Source organism: Novosphingobium sp. THN1 (assembly GCF_003454795.1).
Taxonomy (GTDB): domain Bacteria; phylum Pseudomonadota; class Alphaproteobacteria; order Sphingomonadales; family Sphingomonadaceae; genus Novosphingobium.
Window position 1 is genome coordinate 410057 of record NZ_CP028347.1, and the last position, 22011, is coordinate 432067.

Consider the following 22011-nt stretch of genomic DNA (forward strand, 5'->3'; position numbering starts at 1 on the left):
TCGGGCGATGCTCACGCTCTACCACTGCAAGAACGCCCGCTCCTTCCGCGCGCTCTGGGCGCTCGAGGAAATGGGGCTGCCCTACCGGCTCCACACCCTCCCCTTCCCGCCACGACACCGCCACGAAGGCATGCACGACATCAACCCTCTGGGCACGATCCCGGTCCTGATCGATGGCGACGTGCGGATGACCGAAAGCGTCGCGATCCCGCACTATCTCGCCACGAAGTACGGCCCCACGGACCTCGCCGTCGTCCCGCATGAGGATGGCTATGCCGCCTACCTCAACTTCCTCGTCATGGGCGAAGCGACGCTCACCTTCCCGCAGACAGTCCACTTGCGCTATCAGGTCTTCGCCAAGCCTGAAGATCGCCGCCCCGAGATCGCTCGCGATTACGCCGAATGGTTCGGCTCAAGATTGCGCAATGCCGAAGCGATGATGGGGGAGAAATTCGTCGCTGCCGGGCGGTTCACCATGGCCGATATCTCGGTCGGATACGCGATAATGCTCGCACTGTCGGTCGGTCTCGAAGAGTTCGTGCCGAGTTCGCTGCGCGACCGCTGGAGTTTCCTCTCTGCCCGAGAGAGTTGGAAACGCGCGATTGCCGCCCAGGAATCAAGCGCCTAAGCCCCCGCATGGCCCTCATCGCGTTCAACAAGCCCTTCGGCGTACTCTGCCAGTTCTCCCCGAACGCAGCGGCCCGCCCCGGCCTACGCTTGCGGATTTCATAGACTTTCCGGGCGTTTACCCTGCCGGCCGGCTGGACCATGACAGCGAAGGCCTGCTCCTCCTGACCGACGACGGCCCCCTCCAGTCCCGCATCGCCGACCCCCGCCACAAGCTGCCGAAAACCTATCTTGTCCAGGTAGAAGGCGAGCCGGACGAGGCCGCATTGCAGGCCCTGCGCAAGGGTGTCACGCTCAAGGACGGCCCCACCCTCCCCGCCAGGGTCGAGCGCATCGACGACCCGGCGCTGTGGCCCCGCGATCCGCCGATCCGCGTGAGAAAATCCATCCCCGACAGCTGGTTGCGCCTCACCATCCGCGAAGGCCGCAACCGCCAGGTCCGACGCATGACCGCAGCCGTCGGCCACCCCACGCTGCGCCTCGTCCGCTGGCAGATCGGCGACTGGACGCTGGACGGCATCGCCCCCGGAGAATGGCGGGCGCTATAGCGCCTGCCTATTCGACAGTGACGGACTTTGCCAGATTGCGCGGCTGATCGACGTCGGTGCCCTTCGCCACGGCGACGTGGTAGGCGAGCAATTGCACCGGCACGGCATAGACCAGCGGCGCGATCAGCGGGTGCACCTTGGGCATCTCGATCGTGGCCAGGCACCCCTCACCCGCCTCGGTAATGCCTTCTGCGTCGGAGATCAGCACCACCTTGCCGCCGCGCGCACGCACTTCCTGCATGTTGCTGACTGTCTTCTCGAACAGCGGGCCAGAAGGCGCCAGCACGATCACCGGCACCGCCTCGTCGATCAAGGCGATAGGGCCATGCTTCATCTCGCCGCTGGCATAGCCTTCTGCGTGGATGTAGCTGATTTCCTTGAGCTTCAACGCTCCTTCCAGCGCCAGCGGATAGTCTGGCCCGCGCCCGAGATAGAGCACATCGCGCGCCGGTGCGATCAGGTGCGCCATGCCGGCGATCTCTTCGTCATGGGCCAGCGCTGCATTGAGGCAGGCCGGCGTCTCGACCAGCTGCTCGACGATCTCGGCCTCTTCCTCGCGTGTCAGCCGCCCACGCTTGACCGCAAGGTGCGCCGCCAGCGCCGCGAGCACCGCCAGCTGGCAGGTGAACGCCTTGGTCGAGGCAACCCCGATTTCCGGCCCGGCATGGGTCGGCAGCAGCAGATCCGCCTCGCGCGCCATCGAACTCGTCGGCACGTTGACGACCACTGCAATGGTCTGCCCCGCCGCCTTGCAGTGCCGCAGCGCCGCGAGCGTGTCGGCGGTTTCGCCGCTCTGCGAGATGAACAGCGCAAGGCCGCCCGGCTCCAGCACCGGATCGCGGTAGCGGAACTCGGACGCCACATCGATGTCCACTGGCAGGCGCGCGAACTGCTCGAACCAGTACTTGGCGACCATGCCGGCATAGAAGCTCGTCCCGCAGGCGACGATGGTCACGCGATTGATGCTGGCAAGGTCGAAGTCAATCTGCGGCAGCGCCACGGTCTGCTCCACCCGGCGCAAGTAGGAGCGCAGCGTCTGCGCCACCACCACCGGCTGCTCGAAGATCTCCTTCTGCATGAAGTGGCGGTAATTGCCCTTCTCGATTGCTGCAGCGGTTGCGCCCGAGGCGACGATGGGGCGTTCGACCAGATTGTTGTCCGCATCGAAGATCTGCGCGCCCTCACGGGTGATCACCACCCAGTCGCCTTCCTCGAGGTAGGTAATCCGCTGCGTCAGCGGCGCGAGCGCAAGCGCGTCGGACCCGAGATAGGTCTCGCCCTCGCCATAGCCGACTACCAGCGGCGATCCCAGCCGCGCACCGATCAGCATGTCGTCATGGCTGCGGAAAGCGATGGCGAGCGCAAAGGCGCCGCGCAAGGTCGGCAGCACGGCCTTCACCGCGTCCTGCGGCGAAAGTCCTGCCTCGACCTGTTCGGACACGAGATGCGCCACCACTTCGGTATCGGTCTCGCTCTCGAACTTGCGGCCCCGCGCTATCAAGGCGTCGCGCAGGGTCTTGAAGTTCTCGATGATACCGTTGTGAACCAGCGCCACTTCGCCCGTGGCATGTGGATGCGCGTTGCTCGTTGTCGGCGCGCCATGGGTTGCCCAGCGGGTGTGGGCAATGCCGATCAGGCCCGAGGCCGGATTGCGCGCGAGTTCCAGCACAAGATTGTTGAGCTTGCCCTCGGCCCGCCGCCGCACCAGCTGCCCGCCTTCGACCGTGCAGATCCCTGCCGAATCATAGCCGCGATATTCCATCCGCCGCAGGCCATCGACCAGCCGGTCCGCCACCTGTTCCTTGCCGACGATTCCGATAATTCCGCACATGCAGGCAACTGCTTTCGACTAGAGAGTATAGGGCACCCGGATGCCGGGCATGGTTGCCGGAAAATCCTTGGTATTTCGTGTAATCAGGATCGAACCGTTAACCTGCGCGGTAGCGAGGATATAGGCATCCATCAGCTTCATGCGGCTGCGATAGCGGATATCTGCTGCCGCCGTGGCGATCCGCGCATCGATTTCCACGCAATCGAAATGGCTCAGGGCTTCCCGGACGAGGTCCCGCTTTTCCAGCGCCTCGCCGGCCATCACCTCAGTCCACACTATCCGGCTAATGCGGTGGCTGCGATAACGCGCGATCTCTTGGGCTGCATGGGGCATGCGCCTCAGCCAATCGATGACGATGTTGGTGTCGAAGAACGGTGCAGACAAGGTCAGATGTCTTCATAGGGGCGGCGATCTTCACGCATGGCGCGCTGATATTCCACGCTGTCGCCGATATCGGTGCGATGTGCCCAGAGCCCGGCATAGCGGTCGATCCAGTCGTTGCTGGTATCGCTCTGCACGAGATAGAGCTTCACAGCCTCGCGCACGAGCGCGGCCCGCGACTTGCCTTGCTCGCTCGCGCGCGCATCGAGGGCGGCGATATCTTCATCCGGAATGTCGGCAAGGATGCGAGTCATGACGATATCATGATATGATATCGCGCTATCGTCAAGCCCTGAGGAACGCATCCCCGCCCTCGCCGGTTGCCTGTGGAAACCCATCGCAGGAGCAATCGATGAGCATTTTCAGCAAGATCATGGACGCCATCTCGTGGAAGGGCACGCGCCCGACCCAGACTGGCCAGACGCCCAAGCCCGCGCCCACTACAACCCCCGCCGCTCCTTCTGCATCGACGCCAGCGCCTGCACCAACCGCACCCGCACCGGCGCCCGTTTCGCAGTTCGACGTCGAAGCCAACCTCAGCGAGATGGCCCAGGACAAGGACCTCAACTGGCGCACCTCGATCGTCGACCTGATGAAGCTTCTGGGCATCGATTCCAGCCTCGCCAACCGCAAGGAACTCGCCCAGGAACTCGGCTATACCGGCGCTCTGGATGGCTCGGCCGAAATGAACATCTGGCTCCACAAGGCCACCATGCGCAAGCTCGCGCAGAACGGCGGCAAGGTGCCGGCGTCGATGCTGGATTGAGCGAACGCGGGCTGGAATGCCAGCCCCGCCAAACTCGGTCTACGGGTTCAGTCTCTAATCCGCGAAGAAACCATGCAACTCCGAAAGGGGCACGTCGACTTCCCTGAGAAGCGAGTTCACAATGGCTGGCTTTGATTGGGCAGTGTCGTAGCCGTACGAATCTTGCAATGCATTGGAAAGGTGGCCGATCATATCGGCCATGATCACACCCCCAAGCCTCACGTCCGTCGACTTGGTCGTGGTCAGCGTAGATTCCGACATTCAGCGCGCAATGCAGGCCCTGCTTGGCAATCCAGACGCTAGCCACTTCCAGCGCTTCAGAGTCATCGCGGACCGCTGCTGGTTCGATAAGGTAGTTCGGCACGCTACCCCCGCTTCTCCGCCTTCTTCTTCTTCATCGCATCATGAAAGCGGTCAGCCCAGCCCGGCTTCACCAGCTGCTCTGCCCGCACCATGCGCAATTCGCCGTCGGCGACGTCGCGTGACACTGCGCTGCCTGCCGCGACGATGGCGTCCGCGCCGATCTTGACCGGGGCAATCAGCGCAGAGTTGGAGCCGATGAACGCGCGCTCGCCGATGGTAGTCTTGTACTTGAAGTAGCCGTCATAGTTGCAGGTGATCGTGCCTGCGCCGATGTTGGCCTCAGCCCCCACTTCGGCATCGCCGAGGTAGGTCAGGTGGCTGGCCTTGGCGCCGCGGTGCATCACCGTGTTCTTGACCTCGACGAAGTTGCCGATCTTGACGTCCTCCTCCAGCTTCGCGCCGGGGCGCAAGCGGGCGTAGGGGCCGATATGGACGCCGGGCGAAAGCTCTGCGCCTTCGAGATGGCAGAAGGCATGGATCGTTACGCCATCGGCCACGGTCACGCCGGGACCGAAGAACACGTTGGGCTCGACCGTCACGTCCCGGCCCAGCACCGTATCCCACGAAAACCACACGGTTTCGGGCGCGATCAGCGTTGCGCCATCGGCCATGGCCCGCGCCCGGCGGCGCTGTTGCCAGCGGCCTTCAGCCTCTGCAAGTTCGGCGCGGCTGTTGATCCCGGCGACTTCGTCGGCGTCGTCCGTCACCACCACGGCGCAGGTGCGGCCATCGGCAATCGCGATGTTGACCACGTCGGGCAGGTAGTATTCGCCCTGCGCATTGTCGTTGCCGACCCGCGCCAGCAGGCCGAACAGGTCAGCGCTGCGCACCGCCATCAGCCCCGAATTGCAGACGCGGCACGCGCGCTCTTCCTCGGTCGCATCCTTGTGCTCGACCATCTTCACGATGCGCCCGTCTTCGGCAATCACGCGCCCGTATTGCAGAGTGTCTTGCGGCGCGAAGCCCAGCACCACCGCCGCCGGAGCATCGGCCTCATGCAGCCGCGCGATCATCGCCCGCATCGTCTCGGCCCGCACGAACGGCACGTCGCCATAGAGGATCAGCACGTCGCCATCGAACCCGGCCAGCGCGCCCTCGGCCTGCTGCACCGCATGGGCCGTGCCCAGCTGCGGGTCCTGCACGGCAATCGTGGCCGAGCCGCCCAGCGCCTTCTCCAGCTGCTCGCGCCCGTGGCCCGCCACCACCACCTGCCGTTCAGGCGAGAGTTCGGCCGCGCTCGCCATCAGGTGCTTCACCATCGGCCTGCCCGCGATCGGATGGAGCACCTTGTGCAGGTCGCTCTTCATACGGGTGCCTTTGCCGGCGGCGAGGACGATTATGGCGAGAGGGGTCTGTTCAGTCATGGCCGCACCCTTGCCAGACAAATCTTGCGCTTTCCAGAACAGCAGGCCACTTGGCCACACCATGGCGGATTTTCCTTACCGGATTGTCGGATTCGATCTCGACGGCACCCTGCTCGACACCAGCCGCGACCTTGGCGTTGCGCTCAACCACGCGCTGGCCTTGCCGGTCGGCCACCCGTCCCGCTGGACCAGACCAAGCGCCACATCGGCGGCGGGGCGGCGCAGATGCTGCGCTCGGCGCTGACGGAATCGGGCGGAGTGGACGAGGACGCCTTCCCCGGCCTGCAGGCCAGCCTGATCGAATTCTACGGCCGGAACATAGCCCACCACACCGCGCTGTTTCCCGGCGGTGCGGAGATGCTGGACGCCCTCGACGCGCGCGGCGTGAAGATCGCCATCGCCACCAACAAGGCAGAAGGCCTTGCGGTCAAGCTGTTCGAGGAGCTCGGCCTGCTCCACCGCTTCGCCTGCGTGATCGGCGGTGACACGCTGGGCCGCCACCGCGCCAAGCCCCGCCCCGACATGCTGCATGAAATGGTCGAGCGCTGCGGCGGTGGGCCCGCTGCGTTCGTTGGCGATACCACGTTTGACGTCGGCGCCGCCAAGGCCGCACAGATGCCGGTCGTCGCCGTGCGCTTCGGCTTCAACGATCTCCCCGCTGACGATCTGGGCGCAGACGCGGTGATCGATCACTACGACGAACTGGTGCCAACGCTCGAACGTCTCGCCAGCGTGGCACAGAGCGCCTAGGCTCCCGCCATGACCGCCCCCTTGCCCTTACCATCGGTGATCCGGCAGGCGTCGGCCCGGAACTCGCCGCCGCTGCCTGGGCCTTGCGCGACGCCGAACGTCTGCCGCCGTTCTTCGTCGTCGGCTCGGCCCGCGTCGTCGAGGAGGCGGCGCGCAGGCGGGGCATCACGGCGCCGGTCTGCGCGATCAAGACGCCCGACGAGGTGGCGGAGTGTTTCGACGGCGCGCTGCCGGTGCTCGGTCTCGCCGAACTACCCTACACCCCGGGCGAGCCCGATGATGCAGGCGCAAGCCTTGCCCTCGATGCCCTTGCCACCGCCACCGGCCTCGTCCGTTCCGGCGCGGCCTCGGCGCTGGTCACCGGCCCGATTGCCAAGAGCCGCCTCGCCCGCGTCGGTTTCGACCATCCGGGGCAGACCGAATTCGTCGCGCAGGCCTGCGGCATTTCGCCCGAGAATGCGGTCATGATGCTCGCGGGGCCGAGCCTCAAGGTCGTGCCGATCACGGTCCATGTGTCGCTGCGCGCAGTGCCGGATATGCTTACCACCGAACTGATCCGATCGCGCGCGGCGATCGCTGCATCCGGGCTTTCGCGCGACTACGGCATTGCCAGCCCGCGCCTGGCCGTGGCCGGGCTGAATCCCCACGCGGGCGAGGACGGGCGCATGGGCAGCGAAGACCACGACATCGTCGCTCCGGCCGTGGCGGCCTTGCGCGCCGCCGGGATCGACGCTTTCGGCCCGCTGCCGCCCGACACGATGTTCCACGCCGAAGCGCGCGAGGGGTATGACGTGGCCATCTGCATGTATCACGATCAGGCGCTGATCCCGATGAAGGCGCTGGATTTCGACGCCGGAGTGAATGTCACCCTGGGCCTGCCGATCATCCGCACCTCTCCCGATCACGGCACCGCGTTCGGCATCGCCGGGTCCGCCAAGGCGCGCGTCGGCCCGACCATCGCGGCGCTGCGCATGGCGGGAGAATGTGCGGCGCGGAGGGCTTTGGCATGACCGACCTCCCCCCATTACGCGATGTCATCAACCGCCACGGCCTGTTCGCCACCAAGGCGCTGGGCCAGAACTTCCTGTTCGACGAACAATTGCTCGATCGCATTGCCCGCGTCCCCGGCAAGCTGAAGGGCGAGAATGTCCTTGAGGTCGGCCCTGGCCCCGGCGGGCTGACCCGCGCCCTGCTGCGCGCCGGCGCAAACGTTACCGCGATCGAGATGGACAAGCGCTGCCTGCCCGCGCTTGCCGAACTGTCCGATGCCTTCCCCGGCCAGCTCACCGTGATCGGTGGCGACGCCACCAAGATTGACCCGGCAACGCTGTTCGACGGGCCGTGGCACGTCGCCGCCAACCTGCCCTACAATGTCGGCACGCAACTGTTCACCGGCTGGCTTTCCGGGCAGGACTGGCCGCCGCAGTGGAAATCATTGACGCTGATGTTCCAGCTGGAAGTGGCCGAACGCATCGTCGCCGCGCCCGGCACGGATGCCTATGGCCGCCTCGCCGTGCTGGCGCAGTGGCGCTCTGCCCCGCGCATTGCGATGAAGGTCCACCGCAGCGCCTTCACTCCGCCGCCCAAGGTGATGTCGGCGATCGTGCACGTCGAACCCGGCACTATGCCCGAAGGCGTATCGGCGCGCATGCTGGAGCGTGTGACCGAAGCTGCCTTCGGCCAGCGCCGCAAGATGCTGCGCCAGTCCTTGAAGGGCCTGCCCGGCGCGCTCGACGCCTTGGAAACACTCGGCATCGACGCCCAGCGCCGCGCCGAGACCCTCAGCGTCGAGGAGTTCGTCGCCATCGCGCGAGTGCTGACGAAGTAAGGGCGGACCCGCAAGGCCCGCCCCAAAAACCTCAAGCCGGTTCGGCCACCTTCGCCAGCGCCGCCTTCTTCTTCAGGCGCCAGGCGTGCAGCAGCGGCTCGGTATAGCCGTTGGGCTGCTCCACCCCGTTGAACACCAGATCGCAGGCCGCGCGGAAGGCAAAGCTTTCTTCCCAGCGACCGGCCATCGGCTCGTAGAGCGGGTCGCCCGCGTTCTGCGCATCGACCTTGGCGGCCATGCGCTTGAGGCTGTCCATGACCTGTTCGTTGGTGGCCACGCCGTGCAGCAGCCAATTGGCCATGTGCTGGCTGGAAATGCGCAAGGTCGCACGGTCTTCCATCAGGCCGACGTCGTTGATGTCCGGCACCTTGGAACACCCCACGCCCTGGTCGATCCAGCGCACGACATAGCCCAGAAGCCCTTGCGCGTTGTTGTCCAGTTCCTCGCGCACTTCCTCTTCCGACCAGTTGGCACCATCGGCCAACGGGATGGCCAGAAGCGCCTCGAGACCCGGTGTCGCTTCCCGCGCCACGTCGCGCTGCACTCCGAACACGTCGACCTGATGGTAGTGCATGGCATGCAGCGTTGCGGCCGTCGGCGAAGGCACCCATGCCGTGTTCGCCCCGGTGCGGGGATGGGCGATCTTCTGTTGCATCATGTCGTGCATCATGTCGGGCGCGGCCCACATGCCCTTGCCGATCTGCGCCTTGCCGGACAAACCGTGCGCCAGGCCGATGCAGACGTTGCGCTTCTCATATGCTGCGATCCAGCCGGAGCCCTTGATCGCCCCTTTCCGGATCATCGCACCCGCCTGCATCGAGGTGTGGATCTCGTCGCCGGTACGGTCGAGGAAGCCGGTGTTGATGAACACGATCCGGTCGCGGACTTGCTTGATGCAGGCCGCGAGGTTGGCCGAAGTGCGGCGCTCCTCGTCCATGACGCCGACCTTGACGGTATGGCGCTCAAGACCCAGCAGGTCCTCGACGGCATTGAACAGGTCGTTGGTGAAGGCGACCTCTTCCGGCCCGTGCATCTTGGGCTTGACGATATAGATGCTGCCGGCGCGGCTGTTGCGATGGCGGCCCAGCCCCTTGATGTCATGGCACGCGATGGCCGAGGTGATCACCGCGTCCATGATACCTTCGGGAATCTCCGACCCGTCCTCCAGCAGGATTGCCGGATTGGTCATAAGATGGCCGACATTGCGCACGAACAGCAGGCTGCGCCCGGGCAACGTGATCGCCTCGCCCGTGGCAGACGTCCATTCCCGGTCCGCTTCCAGCGCGCGGGTCATGGTCTTGCCGCCCTTGCTGAAGCTCGCTTCCAGATCGCCGCGCATCAGGCCGAGCCAGTTGCGATAAGCGAGCAGCTTGTCCTCGGCATCGACCGCTGCGACCGAATCCTCAAGGTCTACAATGGCGGTCAGCGCCGCTTCCATCACGATGTCGGCAATGCCCGCCTTGTCGTCCTTGCCGACCGGGTGCGACCGGTCCAGCACGATCTCGACATGCAGGCCGTTGTTGCACAGCAGAATGCCGCCGGGCTTCGTGCCGGCAAACTGCGTCCCATCGCACAGCGGCAGATCGCTTTCACCATCCCATTCGGTCCAGCTCATGCCGTCCAGCGGGAACGTCAGGTCAAGGAAGGCCCTGCCTGCGCTGACAACCGCAGCGCCGCGCTCCTGGTCATAGCCGCCGGGCCGGGCCGGGGCCGCATCGAGCGCATCGGTGCCGTACCAGGCGTCATAGAGGCTGCCCCACCGCGCATTCGCCGCATTGAGCACGAAACGGTCGTTCAGTACCGGCACCACCAGCTGCGGCCCTGCCATGCAGGCAATCTCGCGATCGACATTCTGTGTGCCGATGATGAAGTCATCCGGCTCTGCCACAAGGTAGCCGATCTCGGTCAGGAATGCGCGATACTCGGCCGCATTGATCGGCTTGCCCTTGCGCTCGCGGTGCCAGGAATCAATCAGCGCCTGCAGCGCGTCACGCTTGTCGAGAAGCATGCGGTTCACCGGGGCGAAATGACCGACCAGCTCGGCAAAACCCTGCCAGAACGCGCTTGCATCAAGCCCGAGCGGCGCAATCACGCTCTCGTCGATGAAGGTGGCAAGGCTGGCGTCGACCTTGAGGCCGCTGCGTTCGATTCGTTCGTTCATTTCACCCATGTCCATACGCTCACATAAGCGGCGCCCCGCAAATCTTGCGAAAAGCCGAATCCGATGAACCTGGGGAGGAACGGTCAAAGCCTATGCATGATCCGGCAGGGCATTGCAATCGTGCGCAAGTCTGGCGTCAGCCATAGACCTCGGCGTAGAGCCGCTCGATCTCCGCCGCTTCCGGCACGCGGGGATTGTTGCCCGGCGATCCCGAAACCAGCGCCTGCCGCGCCATTTCCGGCACCACCTCGAACCACCGCGCCTCGCTGATCCCATGAGAGCGCGGGATGGCACGGACAGGTCGGCGTTCAGCGCCGCCAGTTCCTCCAGCAGTCGCGCCACCGCCGCCTGGTCGCCCTCGTCCGCACTGGCAACGCCCATCGCCCGCGCGCAATCGGCATAGCGCGCAAGTGCGGCTGGCGCGGAGAAGGCCGTAACCGCAGGCAGCAACATGGCGTTGGAAAGGCCGTGCGGCACATGGAAGAACGCGCCCACGGGTCGGCTCATGCCATGGACCAGCGCAACGCTGGCATTGGAGAACGCGATCCCGGCATGATGCGCGCCGACCATCATCGCCTCGCGCGCCGCGCGGTTGCCCGGCTCGGCGCAGGCGGTGCGAAGATTGGGCGCAATCAGCTTCATCGCCGAAAGGGCCATGGCATCGCTGAAGGCATTGGCCTTCTTCGAAACGTAGGCTTCGATCGCATGGGTGAGTGAATCGATCCCGGTATCCGCCGTCAGCCGGGCGGGCTTGCCCATCGTCAGTTCGAAATCGACGATCGCCACGGTCGGCAGGAAAGCAAGGCCCGCACAGAGCATCTTCTCGCTGCTGGCCTCGTCGGTCACGATGGTGAACTTCGTCGCTTCCGACCCCGTCCCCGCCGTTGTCGGCACGGCGATGATCGGCAGGCCGGGCACGTCGGTCGTTGCCGGAGCCTTCATCGACTGGACCGGCCGGGGCGCAACCGCCAGTGCGGCAATGGCCTTGGCCGTATCGATCGGGCTGCCGCCGCCAAAGCCGACAACGCAGTCGCAATCGGCCGCACGCAAGGCTTCCAGGGCGGTTTCAACCACAGCCACGGTCGGATCGGGCACTGTCTCGGCGAACACGACCGCATCGATTCCGGCGTCGTCGAGCACGGCAAGCAATGTCGCCACCATCCCGCTGCTCACGAGGAATGCGTCGGTGACGATGAACGGTCGGGACACTCCGCATTGGGCAAGCGCCTCGGGCAACTGCGCCAGTGCGCCTCCGCCTACCCTGATGATCCGTGGAAGATTGATCGCCGCCATACCTGCCCTCTTGCCTTGATCAGCTTATGGGACTGCAAAACAGCCCCCACGGCAAGCTGGCAAAAGCGCCCGGTCAAAATGAGGTCCGTGGTCCCAAGTCGCATGGCTACACCTTGACGGGTACCACGGCTCCGTCGGGATAGGGCATGATCAGCGTCCCGTCAGGGGCGGCGGTGAATGTCGTCTGCGTGGGATAGGGAATGCTGATTCCCTCGGCAGCAAAGCGCTGCATGATTGCCACCAGCAAACGATCGCGCAACGGATGCGCCACGTTCCAGTCGCCACCGGGCACGTCGAGGATCAGGGTAAAGTCAAGCGAGCTGGCACCGAATGCCTCGAACCCCGAACGCGCCACTTTAGCGCCTTCGGCCTGACCCAGTTCCTTCAGCATTGCCGGAACCAGCGCCAAGGTTTCAGGCGGGGTTTCATAGGCGACGCCAATCGCGAACGTCAGGCGGATGTGATCGCGAACCGTAAGATTGCTGATCTCCTTGTCGAGCAGGTTCTTGTTGGAAACGATCAGCAGTTCCCCGCTTACCAGCCTGACACGGGTGGTGCGCATGCCGATGACCTCGACCGTGCCGGTATTTCCGCCCCAGCTGATCACTTCCCCCACCTTGAAAGGCCGGTCGAAGAGGATGGAAATGCCCGCGAACAGGTCGGAGAATATACCCTGAGCGGCAAGACCGATGGCGATGCCACCGATGCCGAGGCCTGCGACCAGTCCGGCGACATTCACGCCAAGGTTGCCGAGTATGAGAACAATGGCGATGGCGAAAACGAGGAACGTCACCAGCGCCCTCAGGATGTTGAGCGCCGAGCTCAGCGCACCGTTGGCGTGCTGGGCCTCCCCTGCGCGATGCTCGATCAGGCCGATCGTCAATTCCCGCACCCACAGTGCCGCCTGGAAGGTGAGGCCGATGGTGAAGAGAAACGCAATGGTCCTGTCGAGCCAGGCCGGTGTCTGCGCGTAACTGGCGACCGCCTCGGCGGCTACCAACACGATGAACCAGAAGCGCGTGCGGCCGGCCATGCGGCCGATGATGGTCTTCCACCCGACCAGGGCCTCGCCTTCAGGGCAGAACCGGCGCCCGAGGTTGCGGATGGCGACAAGCACCACAACCACGACGACGGCAATGCCGATGGCGATTGAGATACGCAGCCAGTTGTCGGTAATCCAGCCGGTCGTGTCGGCAATCAGGACATCGGGGCTGGCGGGCAGGGCAAGTTTTGGAACGGGAGGCGAAGACGTCATGCCTCAATCAAAGGCTGGCCTTCCGATCCGTTCCCGAAGGTGGGGCGTGCGAAGGGTCAGCGCCCCTGCATGTCCCGCGCTTCGGCCGGGATATGCACCACAAGGCCATCAAGCGCTTCGGTAAGTTCGATCTGGCAGGACAGGCGGCTCGTGCGCGTCACGCCGGCGGCCAGATCCAGCATGTCCTCCTCATCGTCGACGGCTGGCGGCAGTTTCGCGAACCAGTCGGCATCGATCACCACATGGCAGGTCGAACAGGCCATCTGGCCCTCGCAGGTTCCTTCGAGCGGCATGCCCTTCGCTTGCCCCAGTTCCAACAGTCGCGTCCCCGCTTCGCCCTCTGCGGCGATCTTTTCACCCTTGGCGGTGACGAAGGTGACGCTGACCATGGTTACAAGACTCCCTGCGCGCGCGCCGCGGCGTTGATCGCCTCGGCAGCCTGTTCCAGTTCATCATCCCCCGTATAGCGTCCGAAACCGATGCGGATCGCGGTTCTGCTATCCCTGTCCGAAAGTCCGAGCGCGCGCAAGACATGGCTTGGCCTGCCCGACCCGCTGGCACAGGCCGATCCCGCTGAAATTGCGATCGTGCGGCATTCCGACAACAGTCTCGCCACGTCCAGCCCCGGCAATCGCAGGTTGAGATTGCCATGCCAGCGCTCGGTGGCGCTCCCGTTCAGAATCCATCCCTCGAACAGAGACAAAGCCTTCGCCCACAGCTTTTCCACATGAAGCCGGTCGGTTTCCGACAGACTTGTGCACAGGGCTGCCGCAGCGCCGAATCCCGCGCAGAGCGCTGGCGAGAGCGTGCCCGAACGCAAGCCGCCCTCCTGCCCCCCGCCATGGATCAGGGGCGCAAGGTCCACCCCGTCACGCACCCACAGCGCGCCGATGCCCTTTGGGCCATAGAGCTTGTGCGAAGACACCGCGATCAGGTCAGCCCCGTGCGGAGCGGCGATCTTGCCGGCCCCCTGCACCGCATCGCACAGGAACAGCGCCCCCATGTCGCGTGCCCGTCGGGCCAGCGCTTCGATCGGCTGGATCGTGCCGATCTCGTTGTTGACCTGCATTACCGCGACCAGGCCCGTCCCCTCCGGAATCGCCACCTCCGGATCGACCAGCCCCATGCCATCGACCGGCAGCACCGCCACGCCGGGATCGAGCGCCCGCGCCGTATCCAGCACCGCCGCATGTTCGATCGCGCTCACCGCCAGCCTCTCGCGACCGCATCCCAGCAGCGCCAGATTGACCGCCTCGGTCGCCCCGGACGTGAACACCACGCGCCCGCCCGGCGGCAGCAGCGCCGCCACCTGCGCCCGCGCCACCTCGACTGCCGCCGCCGCCGCGCGCCCGGCGCGGTGCGGGCTGTGCGGGTTGGCAAAACCGGCAGCCTCCGGCCCTGCCAGCCACGGCATCATCGCCCCGCGCGCTTCCGGGGCCAGCGGCGTCGTCGCCTGATAGTCGAGGTAGATCACCCCCGGATCTCCTTCCACACTTCAACGAACCGGGCGATCTCGGCCTCGCTCGTCTCGCGCCCGATGGACACGCGGATGACCTCGCCCGGATGCGCATAGCTCATCGCCGTCAGCACGTGGCTCGCCTTCAATGAACCCGAAGAACACGCGCTTCCGGCAGAAACGGCGATCCCTGCGCCATCGAACCGGATCAGCTGCGCCGCGCTGGATTTGCCCGGCATGCGATAGGCGGCAATCGTCGGGCTGCGTGGTGATTCCGGTGCGACCAATTCCGCCCCGTTTTCAAGCAGTTGATTCGTCAGCGATTCCCGCAAACCTGAAGCGCACTTGAGCCATGCGTTTCCGGCCTCCAGCGCCGCGACCATGCCCATCACCAGCGGCATCGGCTCGGTCCCGGCACGATAGCCGCGCTCCTGGCCGCCGCCGGGATCGAGCAAGCCGTAATTGCGCACCAGCAACGCGCCGATGCCCACCGGCCCGCCGAACTTGTGCGCCGAAAGCGCGATGATGTCGGCTTCGGGCAGCGGTAGCTTTCCGGCCCTTGCGCGGCATCGACCAGCAACAGCGCATTGTTCGACTTTGCCAGCGCTGCCACCGACGCCAGATCCTGCATCACACCGGTTTCGCTGTTGACCTGCTGGACTGCCAGAAGCGCCTGCCCTTCCAGCTTAAGCACCTGCTCCAGCTCGGAAATCTTGACCAATCCGTTCGCATCGACGCTCAGGCGATGCGCGTCTGGCGTCAGTCGCAGCACCGCCTCGTGCTCTACCGCACTGGTGATGTTCCTGTTATGTTTCCCCGGGGAAACTTTTTTCGTGGCGATCTCCAGCGCCTCGCTTGCCCCGCTGGTGAAGATCACCTCGCCGTCCCAGGCCAGCGCCGCCTTCACTCGCGCCCGCGCACTCTCCAGCGCCGCCCGCGCCGCGCGTCCGGCAGCGTGCGGGCTTGAAGGGTTGGCCCAAATGCGCCAGCCCTCCTCCATTGCCGCCAGCGCCTCCGGCAGCAGCGGGGTCGTGGCGGCGTGATCGAGATAGATCGAATTTAGCGGCAAGATTCGCCCCGGAATGCGTGGAAAGATTGCTTTCGAAGGCTCGGTTTCTATATAGCCATCAGCTTAATTCCCAGCCCCGGCATTCCGTGCCGCATGGGGCCAGACCACAGGATTACCGGACAGGCAATGCCCGCAGTCATTTTCCCCGGCCCCGAAGGCCGCCTCGAAGGCCGTTTCCAGCCCGCCACCCGCCCCCGCGCACCGGTGGCGATGATCCTGCACCCGCACCCGCAGGCGGGCGGCACGATGAACGACCGCATCACGCAGGCGCTCTACAAGACATTCGTCGCGCGCGGTTTTGCCACGCTGCGCTTCAACTTCCGTGGCGTCGGCCGTAGCCAGGGCAGCTTTGACAATGGCATCGGTGAACTGTCCGACGCCGCGGCGGCGCTCGACTGGGTCCAGTCGATCCATCCCGAAGCCAGCACCACCTGGATCGCCGGCTATTCGTTCGGCGCGCTGATCGGCATGCAACTGCTGATGCGCCGCCCGGAAATCCGCGGCTTCATCTCGGTGGCGCCGCCCGCCAACATGTACGATTTCAGCTTCCTCGCCCCGTGCCCCGCCTCGGGCATCATCGTGCAGGGCACCGCCGATACGGTGGTCACGCCCAATGCGGTGCAGAAGCTGGTCGACAAGCTGCGCACGCAGAAGCACATCACCATCCATCACGATGAAGTGCCGCGCGCCAACCACTTCTTCGAAAACGAGATGGACGACATGATGCGCGCGGTAGACAACTACCTCGACATGCGCCTCTCGCCGGACTGCCCGATCCGCTGATCCGTTGGCACCGGCTGGTCGGAATGCCGCCCAGCCGGTCAACGCGGCGTCAGTTCACCTGCCGTTCGCAGCCCGCCCAGTATGGCTCGCGCAAGGTGCGGCGCAGGATCTTGCCGGATGGGTTGCGCGGCAGAGCCGCGATCACGTCGACAGACTTGGGCACCTTGAACCCGGCCAGGCGCTCCCGCGTCCAGTCGATGATCGATTGCGGATCGATCGTATGGCCGGGCTTGGGCACGCACACCGCCTTGACGGCTTCACCCCATGTCGCATCAGGCACGCCGATCACCGCCACTTCCTGCACATCGGGATGGCCATAGATCGCGCTTTCGACCTGCGCGGGATAGACATTCTCGCCGCCGGAGATGATCATGTCCTTGATCCGGTCGTGCATGTAGACGTAGCCGTCCTCGTCGAGATAGCCGGCATCGCCAGTGGCGATCCAGCCATCGGCAGTCATGGTCTTGGTGGTCGCCTCTGGCAGGTTCCAGTAGCCAAGCATGTTGTTTGACGAGCGCGTCTGGATCTCGCCGATCTCGTTGGGGCCAAGCGCCTCGCCATTCTCGCCGACCACGCGGACCTCGACACCCGGCAGCGGCTTGCCGGCAGACCGCATTCGCTGGTTGCCTTCGACGCAGTGGTCCTCGGGCGGCAACATGCAGATCGTGCCGGTCGTCTCGGTCATGCCATAGGCCTGGATGAACTCGGCCCGGAACATGGCGATACATTCGCGCAGCAGCACCAGCGGGATCGGCGATGCGCCATAGATGATGTACTTTACGCGGCTGAAGTCCACGCTGGCGCAATCGGGGTGATTGAGCAGCATCTGCAGGGCGGCAGGCACGATGAAGAAGCGCGTAACGCCCTTTTGCTCCACCGCGTCGAACACCGCGCGCGGCTCGAACTCGGCAAGGATGATGCCCGGCAGCCCCGCGCCGATGGCCATCACGCCAAGGCCGGTGCCGCCGATATGTGCGCATGGCATGGCGACGAGAATCGCTTCGTCGTCCGTCATCTGGGTATAGGGCTGTTCCTGCCCCAGCGATTGCTTGCGCAGGCCGAACAGGTTGCGATTTGAAAGCACCGCCCCCTTGGGATTTCCGGTCGTGCCCGAGGTATAGAGCTGCAGCACCGCATCATCAGGCCCGGCAGCCTCGAAGGCGATGGGCTGCTGCGCATCGATCCACCGCCACGCCTCGTCCTGCGTCAGCGCGATGCGCACGGCAGGGAGCGCGGAGAACGTCTCCGCCAGCCCTTCGAACCCGAGGCCAAGGAACACCGCCTTGGCTTGCGCATCGTCGGCAATCCACGTCGCCTCTGCCGGGGCCAGGCGCCAGCCGACCGGAACCATCACCGCGCCAAGGCGGGCAGCAGCGAAGAACAACGTGAAGTAGAGCGTGCTGTTCTTGCCGAACCAGGCAATCCGGTCCCCCTTGCCAATGCCAAGATCGACAAGGCCCGCGACCACCTGCGCCGTCGTGGAATCGAGCCCGCCATAGGTCAGCGTCCTGTCCGGCCCGTCAAGCGCCACCCCTTGCGAGCGGTCGGCCGCCCAGAAGCGAATGAATTCGTCGAAGGTAAACAGATCGGCAGTGCGCTCTGCTGTCGTCGGCTTTACGGCGGCCTCGCCCATGCGTTGCTCTCCCAAGCAATTTTGTGCAGTTAATCACGCAATTAAGGGAAGGCGCAAGCCACCATTCGTGACAGAGTGCATCGCCTGGTGACCCGAATGGCGGCAGGCCGCCTCAGGCTTCGGCCATGGCCTTCTTGTAGACGCTGTTCAAAGGCCGCTCGAACAGGCGCATGACCATCGGCTCGAAGAATTCGAGCGGCAGTGTGTCGTAGTCCGGATCGAACGCCGGGCAGTCGTACTTCTCGATGAACTCCGCCGTGGCCGCAGCGTAAGGGTGGTCGGCGAAGTTGTCGCGCATGTTGCGATCAAGGCCGATGAAGTGGAAGAAGTTGTAGCCCTGGAAAATGCCGTGGTGCTGCACGATCCACAGCAGTTCCTCGGACACGAACGGCTTGAGGATGGCGGCGGCGATGTCGGGGTGGTTGTAGGCGCCAAGCATGTCGCCGATGTCGTGCAGCAGGGCCATCACGACATAGTCCTCGCTGCGGCCATCGCGGTGGGCGCGGGTCGCAGTCTGAAGGCAGTGGGTCAGGCGATCGACGGCAAAACCGCCGCAATCGCCTTCAAGCAAGCGCAAGTGGGCAAGAACCCGCGCCCCGCCATTGCTTGCGTGAGGCTTGAGGTGCGTCATGATCGCGTCCCAGTCTTCCTGGGTGCCCTCGGTCATGGTGTGGAACTTGGCGGTGGGCAACTCTTCCATCATGCGAATCCTCTCCCCGTGCGCGCTTTCGGCGCATCTGGTTTCACATGAGAGTATCGCGATTATGCCGCTTGGGAAGAGGCCTCGGGCACGAATATCTGGTCGGGCAGCGACAGCGCAAGGCCAAGGCAGCCGAGCAGCAGCACGAGAATTACCCCGAGTGCCGCGAAAAGACCGCCCGCCCCCATCGCCAAAACCGGCCCACCCAGCGCGAAGTAGGCACTGCCCGCCAGCGCAATGCCGAAGGCGCTGCCCATTTGCAGCACGGTCTTGAGAATGCCGCTGGCCGCGCCTGCATGGCGGCGGTCAACCCGGGCCAGGGCGACAGGCGAGACGGGGCCGGAAAGGCAGCCCATCCCGACGCCGGCCAGCAGCAGGGCCGGAAGCAGCAGCGGCAGGCCGGGACCGCCCCAGGCAATCCATGAAAGGGTGGCCGTATTGGCCACAACCAGAGCCAATGCCGCAAAAACCAGCACCCACTTGCCCATCTTCGCAAGGTAGCGCCGCCCGAGGAAGCCCATACCGAGCATGACCCCGGCGCTGAACGGGATATGGACGAGGCCTGTCTGGAGCGGTGAGTAGCCCAGCCGCGATTGGAGGGCGTGGGCGAAAACAAAGAGGAAGCCGGTGTTCGCCGCGGAGAAGATCAGGCCGATCAGAGCGCCGGTGCGGAACAGGCGGTTGTGCAGGAGTTCCGGATCGAAGATGACCGGCTTGCCCGCTCTCGCCCGGCGGTTGAGGCCAGCCCATGCCGCCCACATCAGCAAGGGCGATGCCGCGAGAAGCGTTATGCTCCCGGCATCGATCCCGGCATGTTCGCCGCGCACGAGCGGGAACAGTGCGGCTGCGAGCGCCGCGCCAAACGCAAGCGTGCCGATCACGTCAATCTTTGCGCCCTTGTGCGCAATTTCGCGCGGCAGGTAGCGCCAGCCAGCGGTGAACGCGGCGATGCCGATCGGCAGGTTGATCAGGAACACAGTGCGCCAGCCGAGGCCCGCGATGTCCGCCGAAATCAGCAGTCCGCCGATGATCGGCCCGGCTATGCCGGCAAGGCCGCCGATCACGCCGAACCAGGCCAGCCGCCCTATGCGCTCTACTGGATCGTAAAGGATCTGGATCACCGCCATGACCTGCGGCGCCATGATCGCGCCCGCGGCACCTTGCAGGACGCGCGCCGCGACGAGCAGTTGCGGGTCGGCCGCCGCGCCACACAGTAGCGAGGCCAGCGTGAAGCCGGCAACGCCGGTAAGAAACATCGCGCGCCCGCCGAACAGGTCGCCCAGTCGGCCGCCCAGAATCAGCAGCAGGCCGAAGGCCAGCGAATAGCCTGCCGCGATCCACTGCGCCGCGCTGCCACCAAGGTCCTGCCCGCGCGCGGCGAAGTCTGCCTGCATGGCCGGCAGCGCGGTGTTTATGATCGTCACGTCGACGATTTCCAGCACCAGCGCGGTGATCAGCGTGAAGAAGGCGAGGCTTTTCTGCCTCTCGGTCATGCCGGCGATGGTCGGAGAGGTCACCTCAGATCACGCCTTCACGCAGCATCTTCACCGCCGCATCGCAGGCCCGCGCCGTCAGTGCCATGTAGGTCAGCGAAGGATTCTGGCAGGCGGACGAGGCCATCTGTGCGCCATCGGTGACAAACAGGTTGGGAATGTCGTGCGCCTGGCTCCACTTGTTGAGGACCGACCTCTTGGGATCATTACCCATGCGCGCGCCGCCCATTTCGTGGATCGCCGTGCCACCCGGCCCCGGCTTGTCGAGGCCCATGATCACCGTGCCGCCGGCCGCAGTCATCATTTCGGTGGCATCGACCTTGGCCTGGGCCAGCGCCGCGTGCTCTTCCTTGCCGAACGCAAAGTCGACATGAAGCTGAGGGATGCCGAAGCGGTCGGTCTTGGTCCGGTCGAGCGTCAGGCGATTGCTATCGCGCGGCACGCAGTCGGCAAAGGCGACCAGCACCATGCGCCACATGCCGGGCTGGTGCAGCTTGTCCTTGAGTTCGGCGCCGATCCCTGCCTCGCGCTTGCCAGCGCCCCAGTTGCTTTGCAGTGCGCCCCCTGGAACGAAAAGCCGCGCGTGTGGCCATCGCCGTCCATGGCATCCATGTTGCGATAGCGCGCGATGATCGCACCGGTCGGCCGGTTGCCGAAAGTGGTGCGATCATTGAACTGCGGGAACAGCGCGATGGTCGACAGCGTGTTGGCATGATCCATGATCTGGGTGCCGAGCACGCCGCTCGAATTGCCAAGGCCCGTCGGCATCGCCTCGTTGCGCGAATTGAGCAGAAGGTGGACCGAGTTGAAGGCGCCTGCATTGAGGAACACCAGCCGCGCCGTTGCGCTGCCCCGCGTCCCGTCCTTCGTATTGACATAGCGCACGCCGGTGACGCGCTTCGTCTTGGGATCATAGTCGACCGCCTCGACGATGGCATCGGTCACGACCGTCAGGTTGCCGGTAGCCTTGGCCGCGGGAAGCGTGCTCGATTGCGTCGAGAAGTATGCGCCGAACGAGCAGCCGCGCGCGCAGATCGAGCGGTTCTGGCATTCCGAGCGCCCTTCTTCGGGCTTGGCGACGGTCATGTTCGCAGTCCGGCCGATGGTCAGGCAGCGGCCGTACTTGTCGGCCACGACCTTGCGCACGTGCTCTTCCACCACGTTCAGCTTCATGCCCGGCTGGAACTTGCCGTCGGGCAGCTGGGGCAGGCCTTCAGGGCTGCCCGAAACGCCGATGAACTCCTCGACCTTGTCATACCACGGCGCCAGATCGGCGTAGCGGATCGGCCAGTCGGTGCCGTGGCCATCGCGCTTGTTCGCGCCGAAATCGTAGTCCGACCAGCGGTAGGACTGGCGGCCCCAGGTCAGCGAGCGTCCACCCAACTGGTAGGAGCGGAACCACGTGAAATCGGTATCCGAGCCGGTCGAGTAGGGGTTCTCCTTGTCGTTGACGAAGTGCCCCTGCGTAAACTCGTTGAAGTGGCGGTTCTTCATCTGGACCTGGTATTCGCGGGCATAGAGCGCCGCATCGCCGAGGCCGCGGAACGGCATTTCCCACGGTGCCTTGTTCTCGGTCTCGTACTCGCCGTGGACGATCTCGCGCCCGCGCTCGATCATCAGGACCTTGAGGCCCGCCTGCGTCAGTTCCTTGGCTGCCCAGCCGCCGGTGATCCCGGAGCCGACCACGATTGCGTCGAATTGCATGTCAGT

The 22011-nt window shown here is 65.1% G+C and carries 18 protein-coding genes and 5 pseudogenes; 7 read left to right on the top strand and 16 right to left on the bottom strand.

The features are described from left to right. Positions 1 to 7: 7 nt before the first annotated feature. Both C7W88_RS02090 and C7W88_RS02095 read left to right on the top strand, forming a co-directional pair. Positions 8 to 628: a glutathione S-transferase gene (locus tag C7W88_RS02090; protein WP_118074517.1), complete on the top strand. Its 621-nt coding sequence runs from the start codon at positions 8 to 10 to the stop codon at positions 626 to 628. Between the two features lie 8 nt (positions 629 to 636). Next, positions 637 to 1175: pseudogene (locus C7W88_RS02095) on the top strand (rRNA large subunit pseudouridine synthase E). A gap of 7 nt (positions 1176 to 1182) precedes the next feature. On the opposite strand, the gene glmS reads toward C7W88_RS02095, so the two are convergent. From glmS to C7W88_RS02110, 3 genes are read right to left on the bottom strand one after another with little or no spacing between them, the layout of a single operon-like run. After that, a complete protein-coding gene (gene glmS, locus C7W88_RS02100) occupies positions 1183 to 3006 on the bottom strand; it encodes a glutamine--fructose-6-phosphate transaminase (isomerizing) (RefSeq protein ID WP_118072323.1) in 1824 nt (607 codons plus the stop codon). An 18-nt stretch (positions 3007 to 3024) separates the two neighbouring features. Further along, entirely contained in the window at positions 3025 to 3390 is a 366-nt protein-coding gene (locus tag C7W88_RS02105; protein WP_118072324.1) for a type II toxin-antitoxin system VapC family toxin, read from the bottom strand. A 2-nt stretch (positions 3391 to 3392) separates the two neighbouring features. Further along, positions 3393 to 3641, bottom strand: coding sequence for a ribbon-helix-helix domain-containing protein (locus C7W88_RS02110; protein WP_062341970.1), 249 nt, complete (start codon positions 3639 to 3641; stop codon positions 3393 to 3395). Between the two features lie 98 nt (positions 3642 to 3739). Between C7W88_RS02110 and C7W88_RS02115 the strand changes: the two genes are divergently transcribed. Then, positions 3740 to 4153, top strand: a complete 414-nt coding sequence (locus C7W88_RS02115; protein ID WP_118072325.1) for a DUF3597 domain-containing protein — start codon at positions 3740 to 3742, stop codon at positions 4151 to 4153. A gap of 54 nt (positions 4154 to 4207) precedes the next feature. Here the strand turns inward: C7W88_RS02115 and C7W88_RS02120 are convergent, their stop codons facing one another. The 3 genes and pseudogenes from C7W88_RS02120 to glmU all read right to left on the bottom strand — a co-directional run bounded on the left by C7W88_RS02120 (position 4208) and on the right by glmU (position 5880). After that, a complete protein-coding gene (locus C7W88_RS02120; protein WP_162895869.1) occupies positions 4208 to 4354 on the bottom strand; it encodes a hypothetical protein in 147 nt (48 codons plus the stop codon). Between the two features lie 19 nt (positions 4355 to 4373). Further along, positions 4374 to 4517 (bottom strand): annotated as a pseudogene (locus C7W88_RS24575) (DUF5076 domain-containing protein); the annotation flags it as partial. A gap of 1 nt (position 4518) precedes the next feature. Next, a complete protein-coding gene (gene glmU / locus C7W88_RS02130) occupies positions 4519 to 5880 on the bottom strand; it encodes a bifunctional UDP-N-acetylglucosamine diphosphorylase/glucosamine-1-phosphate N-acetyltransferase GlmU (protein ID WP_118074519.1) in 1362 nt (453 codons plus the stop codon). A 61-nt stretch (positions 5881 to 5941) separates the two neighbouring features. Between glmU and C7W88_RS02135 the strand changes: the two are divergent. From C7W88_RS02135 to rsmA, 3 genes and pseudogenes are all read left to right on the top strand, one after another. Then, positions 5942 to 6630 (top strand): annotated as a pseudogene (locus C7W88_RS02135) (HAD-IA family hydrolase). Positions 6631 to 6662: 32 nt separating this feature from the next. After that, positions 6663 to 7640 carry a 4-hydroxythreonine-4-phosphate dehydrogenase PdxA gene (gene pdxA, locus C7W88_RS02140; RefSeq protein ID WP_118072327.1) on the top strand — a complete coding sequence of 326 codons (978 nt, stop codon included), beginning with the start codon at positions 6663 to 6665 and terminating at the stop codon, positions 7638 to 7640. Then, on the top strand, positions 7637 to 8458 hold the full coding sequence (rsmA, locus tag C7W88_RS02145) for a 16S rRNA (adenine(1518)-N(6)/adenine(1519)-N(6))-dimethyltransferase RsmA (protein ID WP_118074520.1): 822 nt from the start codon (positions 7637 to 7639) through the stop codon (positions 8456 to 8458). The genes pdxA and rsmA overlap by 4 nt, the downstream gene beginning before the upstream one ends. 31 nt (positions 8459 to 8489) lie before the next feature. On the opposite strand, the gene C7W88_RS02150 is transcribed toward rsmA, so the two are convergent. The 6 genes and pseudogenes from C7W88_RS02150 to C7W88_RS02175 form a co-directional block, all read right to left on the bottom strand. Further along, positions 8490 to 10619, bottom strand: a complete 2130-nt coding sequence (locus tag C7W88_RS02150) for a malate synthase G (protein ID WP_118074521.1) — start codon at positions 10617 to 10619, stop codon at positions 8490 to 8492. 90 nt (positions 10620 to 10709) lie between these two features. Beyond that, complete coding sequence (locus C7W88_RS02155) at positions 10710 to 11912, bottom strand: iron-containing alcohol dehydrogenase (RefSeq protein ID WP_240344770.1); 1203 nt, start codon at positions 11910 to 11912, stop codon at positions 10710 to 10712. A gap of 106 nt (positions 11913 to 12018) precedes the next feature. Further along, positions 12019 to 13167 (bottom strand): mechanosensitive ion channel family protein, encoded by a 1149-nt coding sequence (locus C7W88_RS02160; protein WP_118072328.1) that lies wholly within the window; start codon positions 13165 to 13167, stop codon positions 12019 to 12021. A 56-nt stretch (positions 13168 to 13223) separates the two neighbouring features. Next, on the bottom strand, positions 13224 to 13556 hold the full coding sequence (locus C7W88_RS02165) for a 2Fe-2S iron-sulfur cluster-binding protein (RefSeq protein WP_118072329.1): 333 nt from the start codon (positions 13554 to 13556) through the stop codon (positions 13224 to 13226). Positions 13557 to 13558: 2 nt separating this feature from the next. After that, positions 13559 to 14641, bottom strand: coding sequence for a cysteine desulfurase family protein (locus C7W88_RS02170; protein ID WP_118072330.1), 1083 nt, complete (start codon positions 14639 to 14641; stop codon positions 13559 to 13561). Beyond that, positions 14638 to 15692 (bottom strand): annotated as a pseudogene (locus tag C7W88_RS02175) (cysteine desulfurase family protein). Before C7W88_RS02175 ends, C7W88_RS02170 begins: the two are co-directional and overlap by 4 nt. A gap of 126 nt (positions 15693 to 15818) precedes the next feature. On the opposite strand from C7W88_RS02175, the gene C7W88_RS02180 reads away from it, so the two are divergent. Next, positions 15819 to 16475, top strand: a complete 657-nt coding sequence (locus C7W88_RS02180; protein ID WP_084278426.1) for an alpha/beta hydrolase — start codon at positions 15819 to 15821, stop codon at positions 16473 to 16475. A gap of 49 nt (positions 16476 to 16524) precedes the next feature. Here the strand turns inward: C7W88_RS02180 and C7W88_RS02185 are convergent, their stop codons facing one another. From C7W88_RS02185 to C7W88_RS02200, 4 genes and pseudogenes are all read right to left on the bottom strand, one after another. Beyond that, positions 16525 to 18108, bottom strand: coding sequence for a fatty acid--CoA ligase (locus C7W88_RS02185; protein ID WP_118072331.1), 1584 nt, complete (start codon positions 18106 to 18108; stop codon positions 16525 to 16527). A 112-nt stretch (positions 18109 to 18220) separates the two neighbouring features. Then, on the bottom strand, positions 18221 to 18808 hold the full coding sequence (locus C7W88_RS02190; protein ID WP_118074522.1) for an HD domain-containing protein: 588 nt from the start codon (positions 18806 to 18808) through the stop codon (positions 18221 to 18223). Positions 18809 to 18870: 62 nt separating this feature from the next. Then, positions 18871 to 20325, bottom strand: coding sequence for an MFS transporter (locus C7W88_RS02195; RefSeq protein WP_240344771.1), 1455 nt, complete (start codon positions 20323 to 20325; stop codon positions 18871 to 18873). A 1-nt stretch (position 20326) separates the two neighbouring features. After that, positions 20327 to 22005, bottom strand: a pseudogene (locus tag C7W88_RS02200) (GMC oxidoreductase). Between the last annotated feature and the right edge of the window lie 6 nt (positions 22006 to 22011).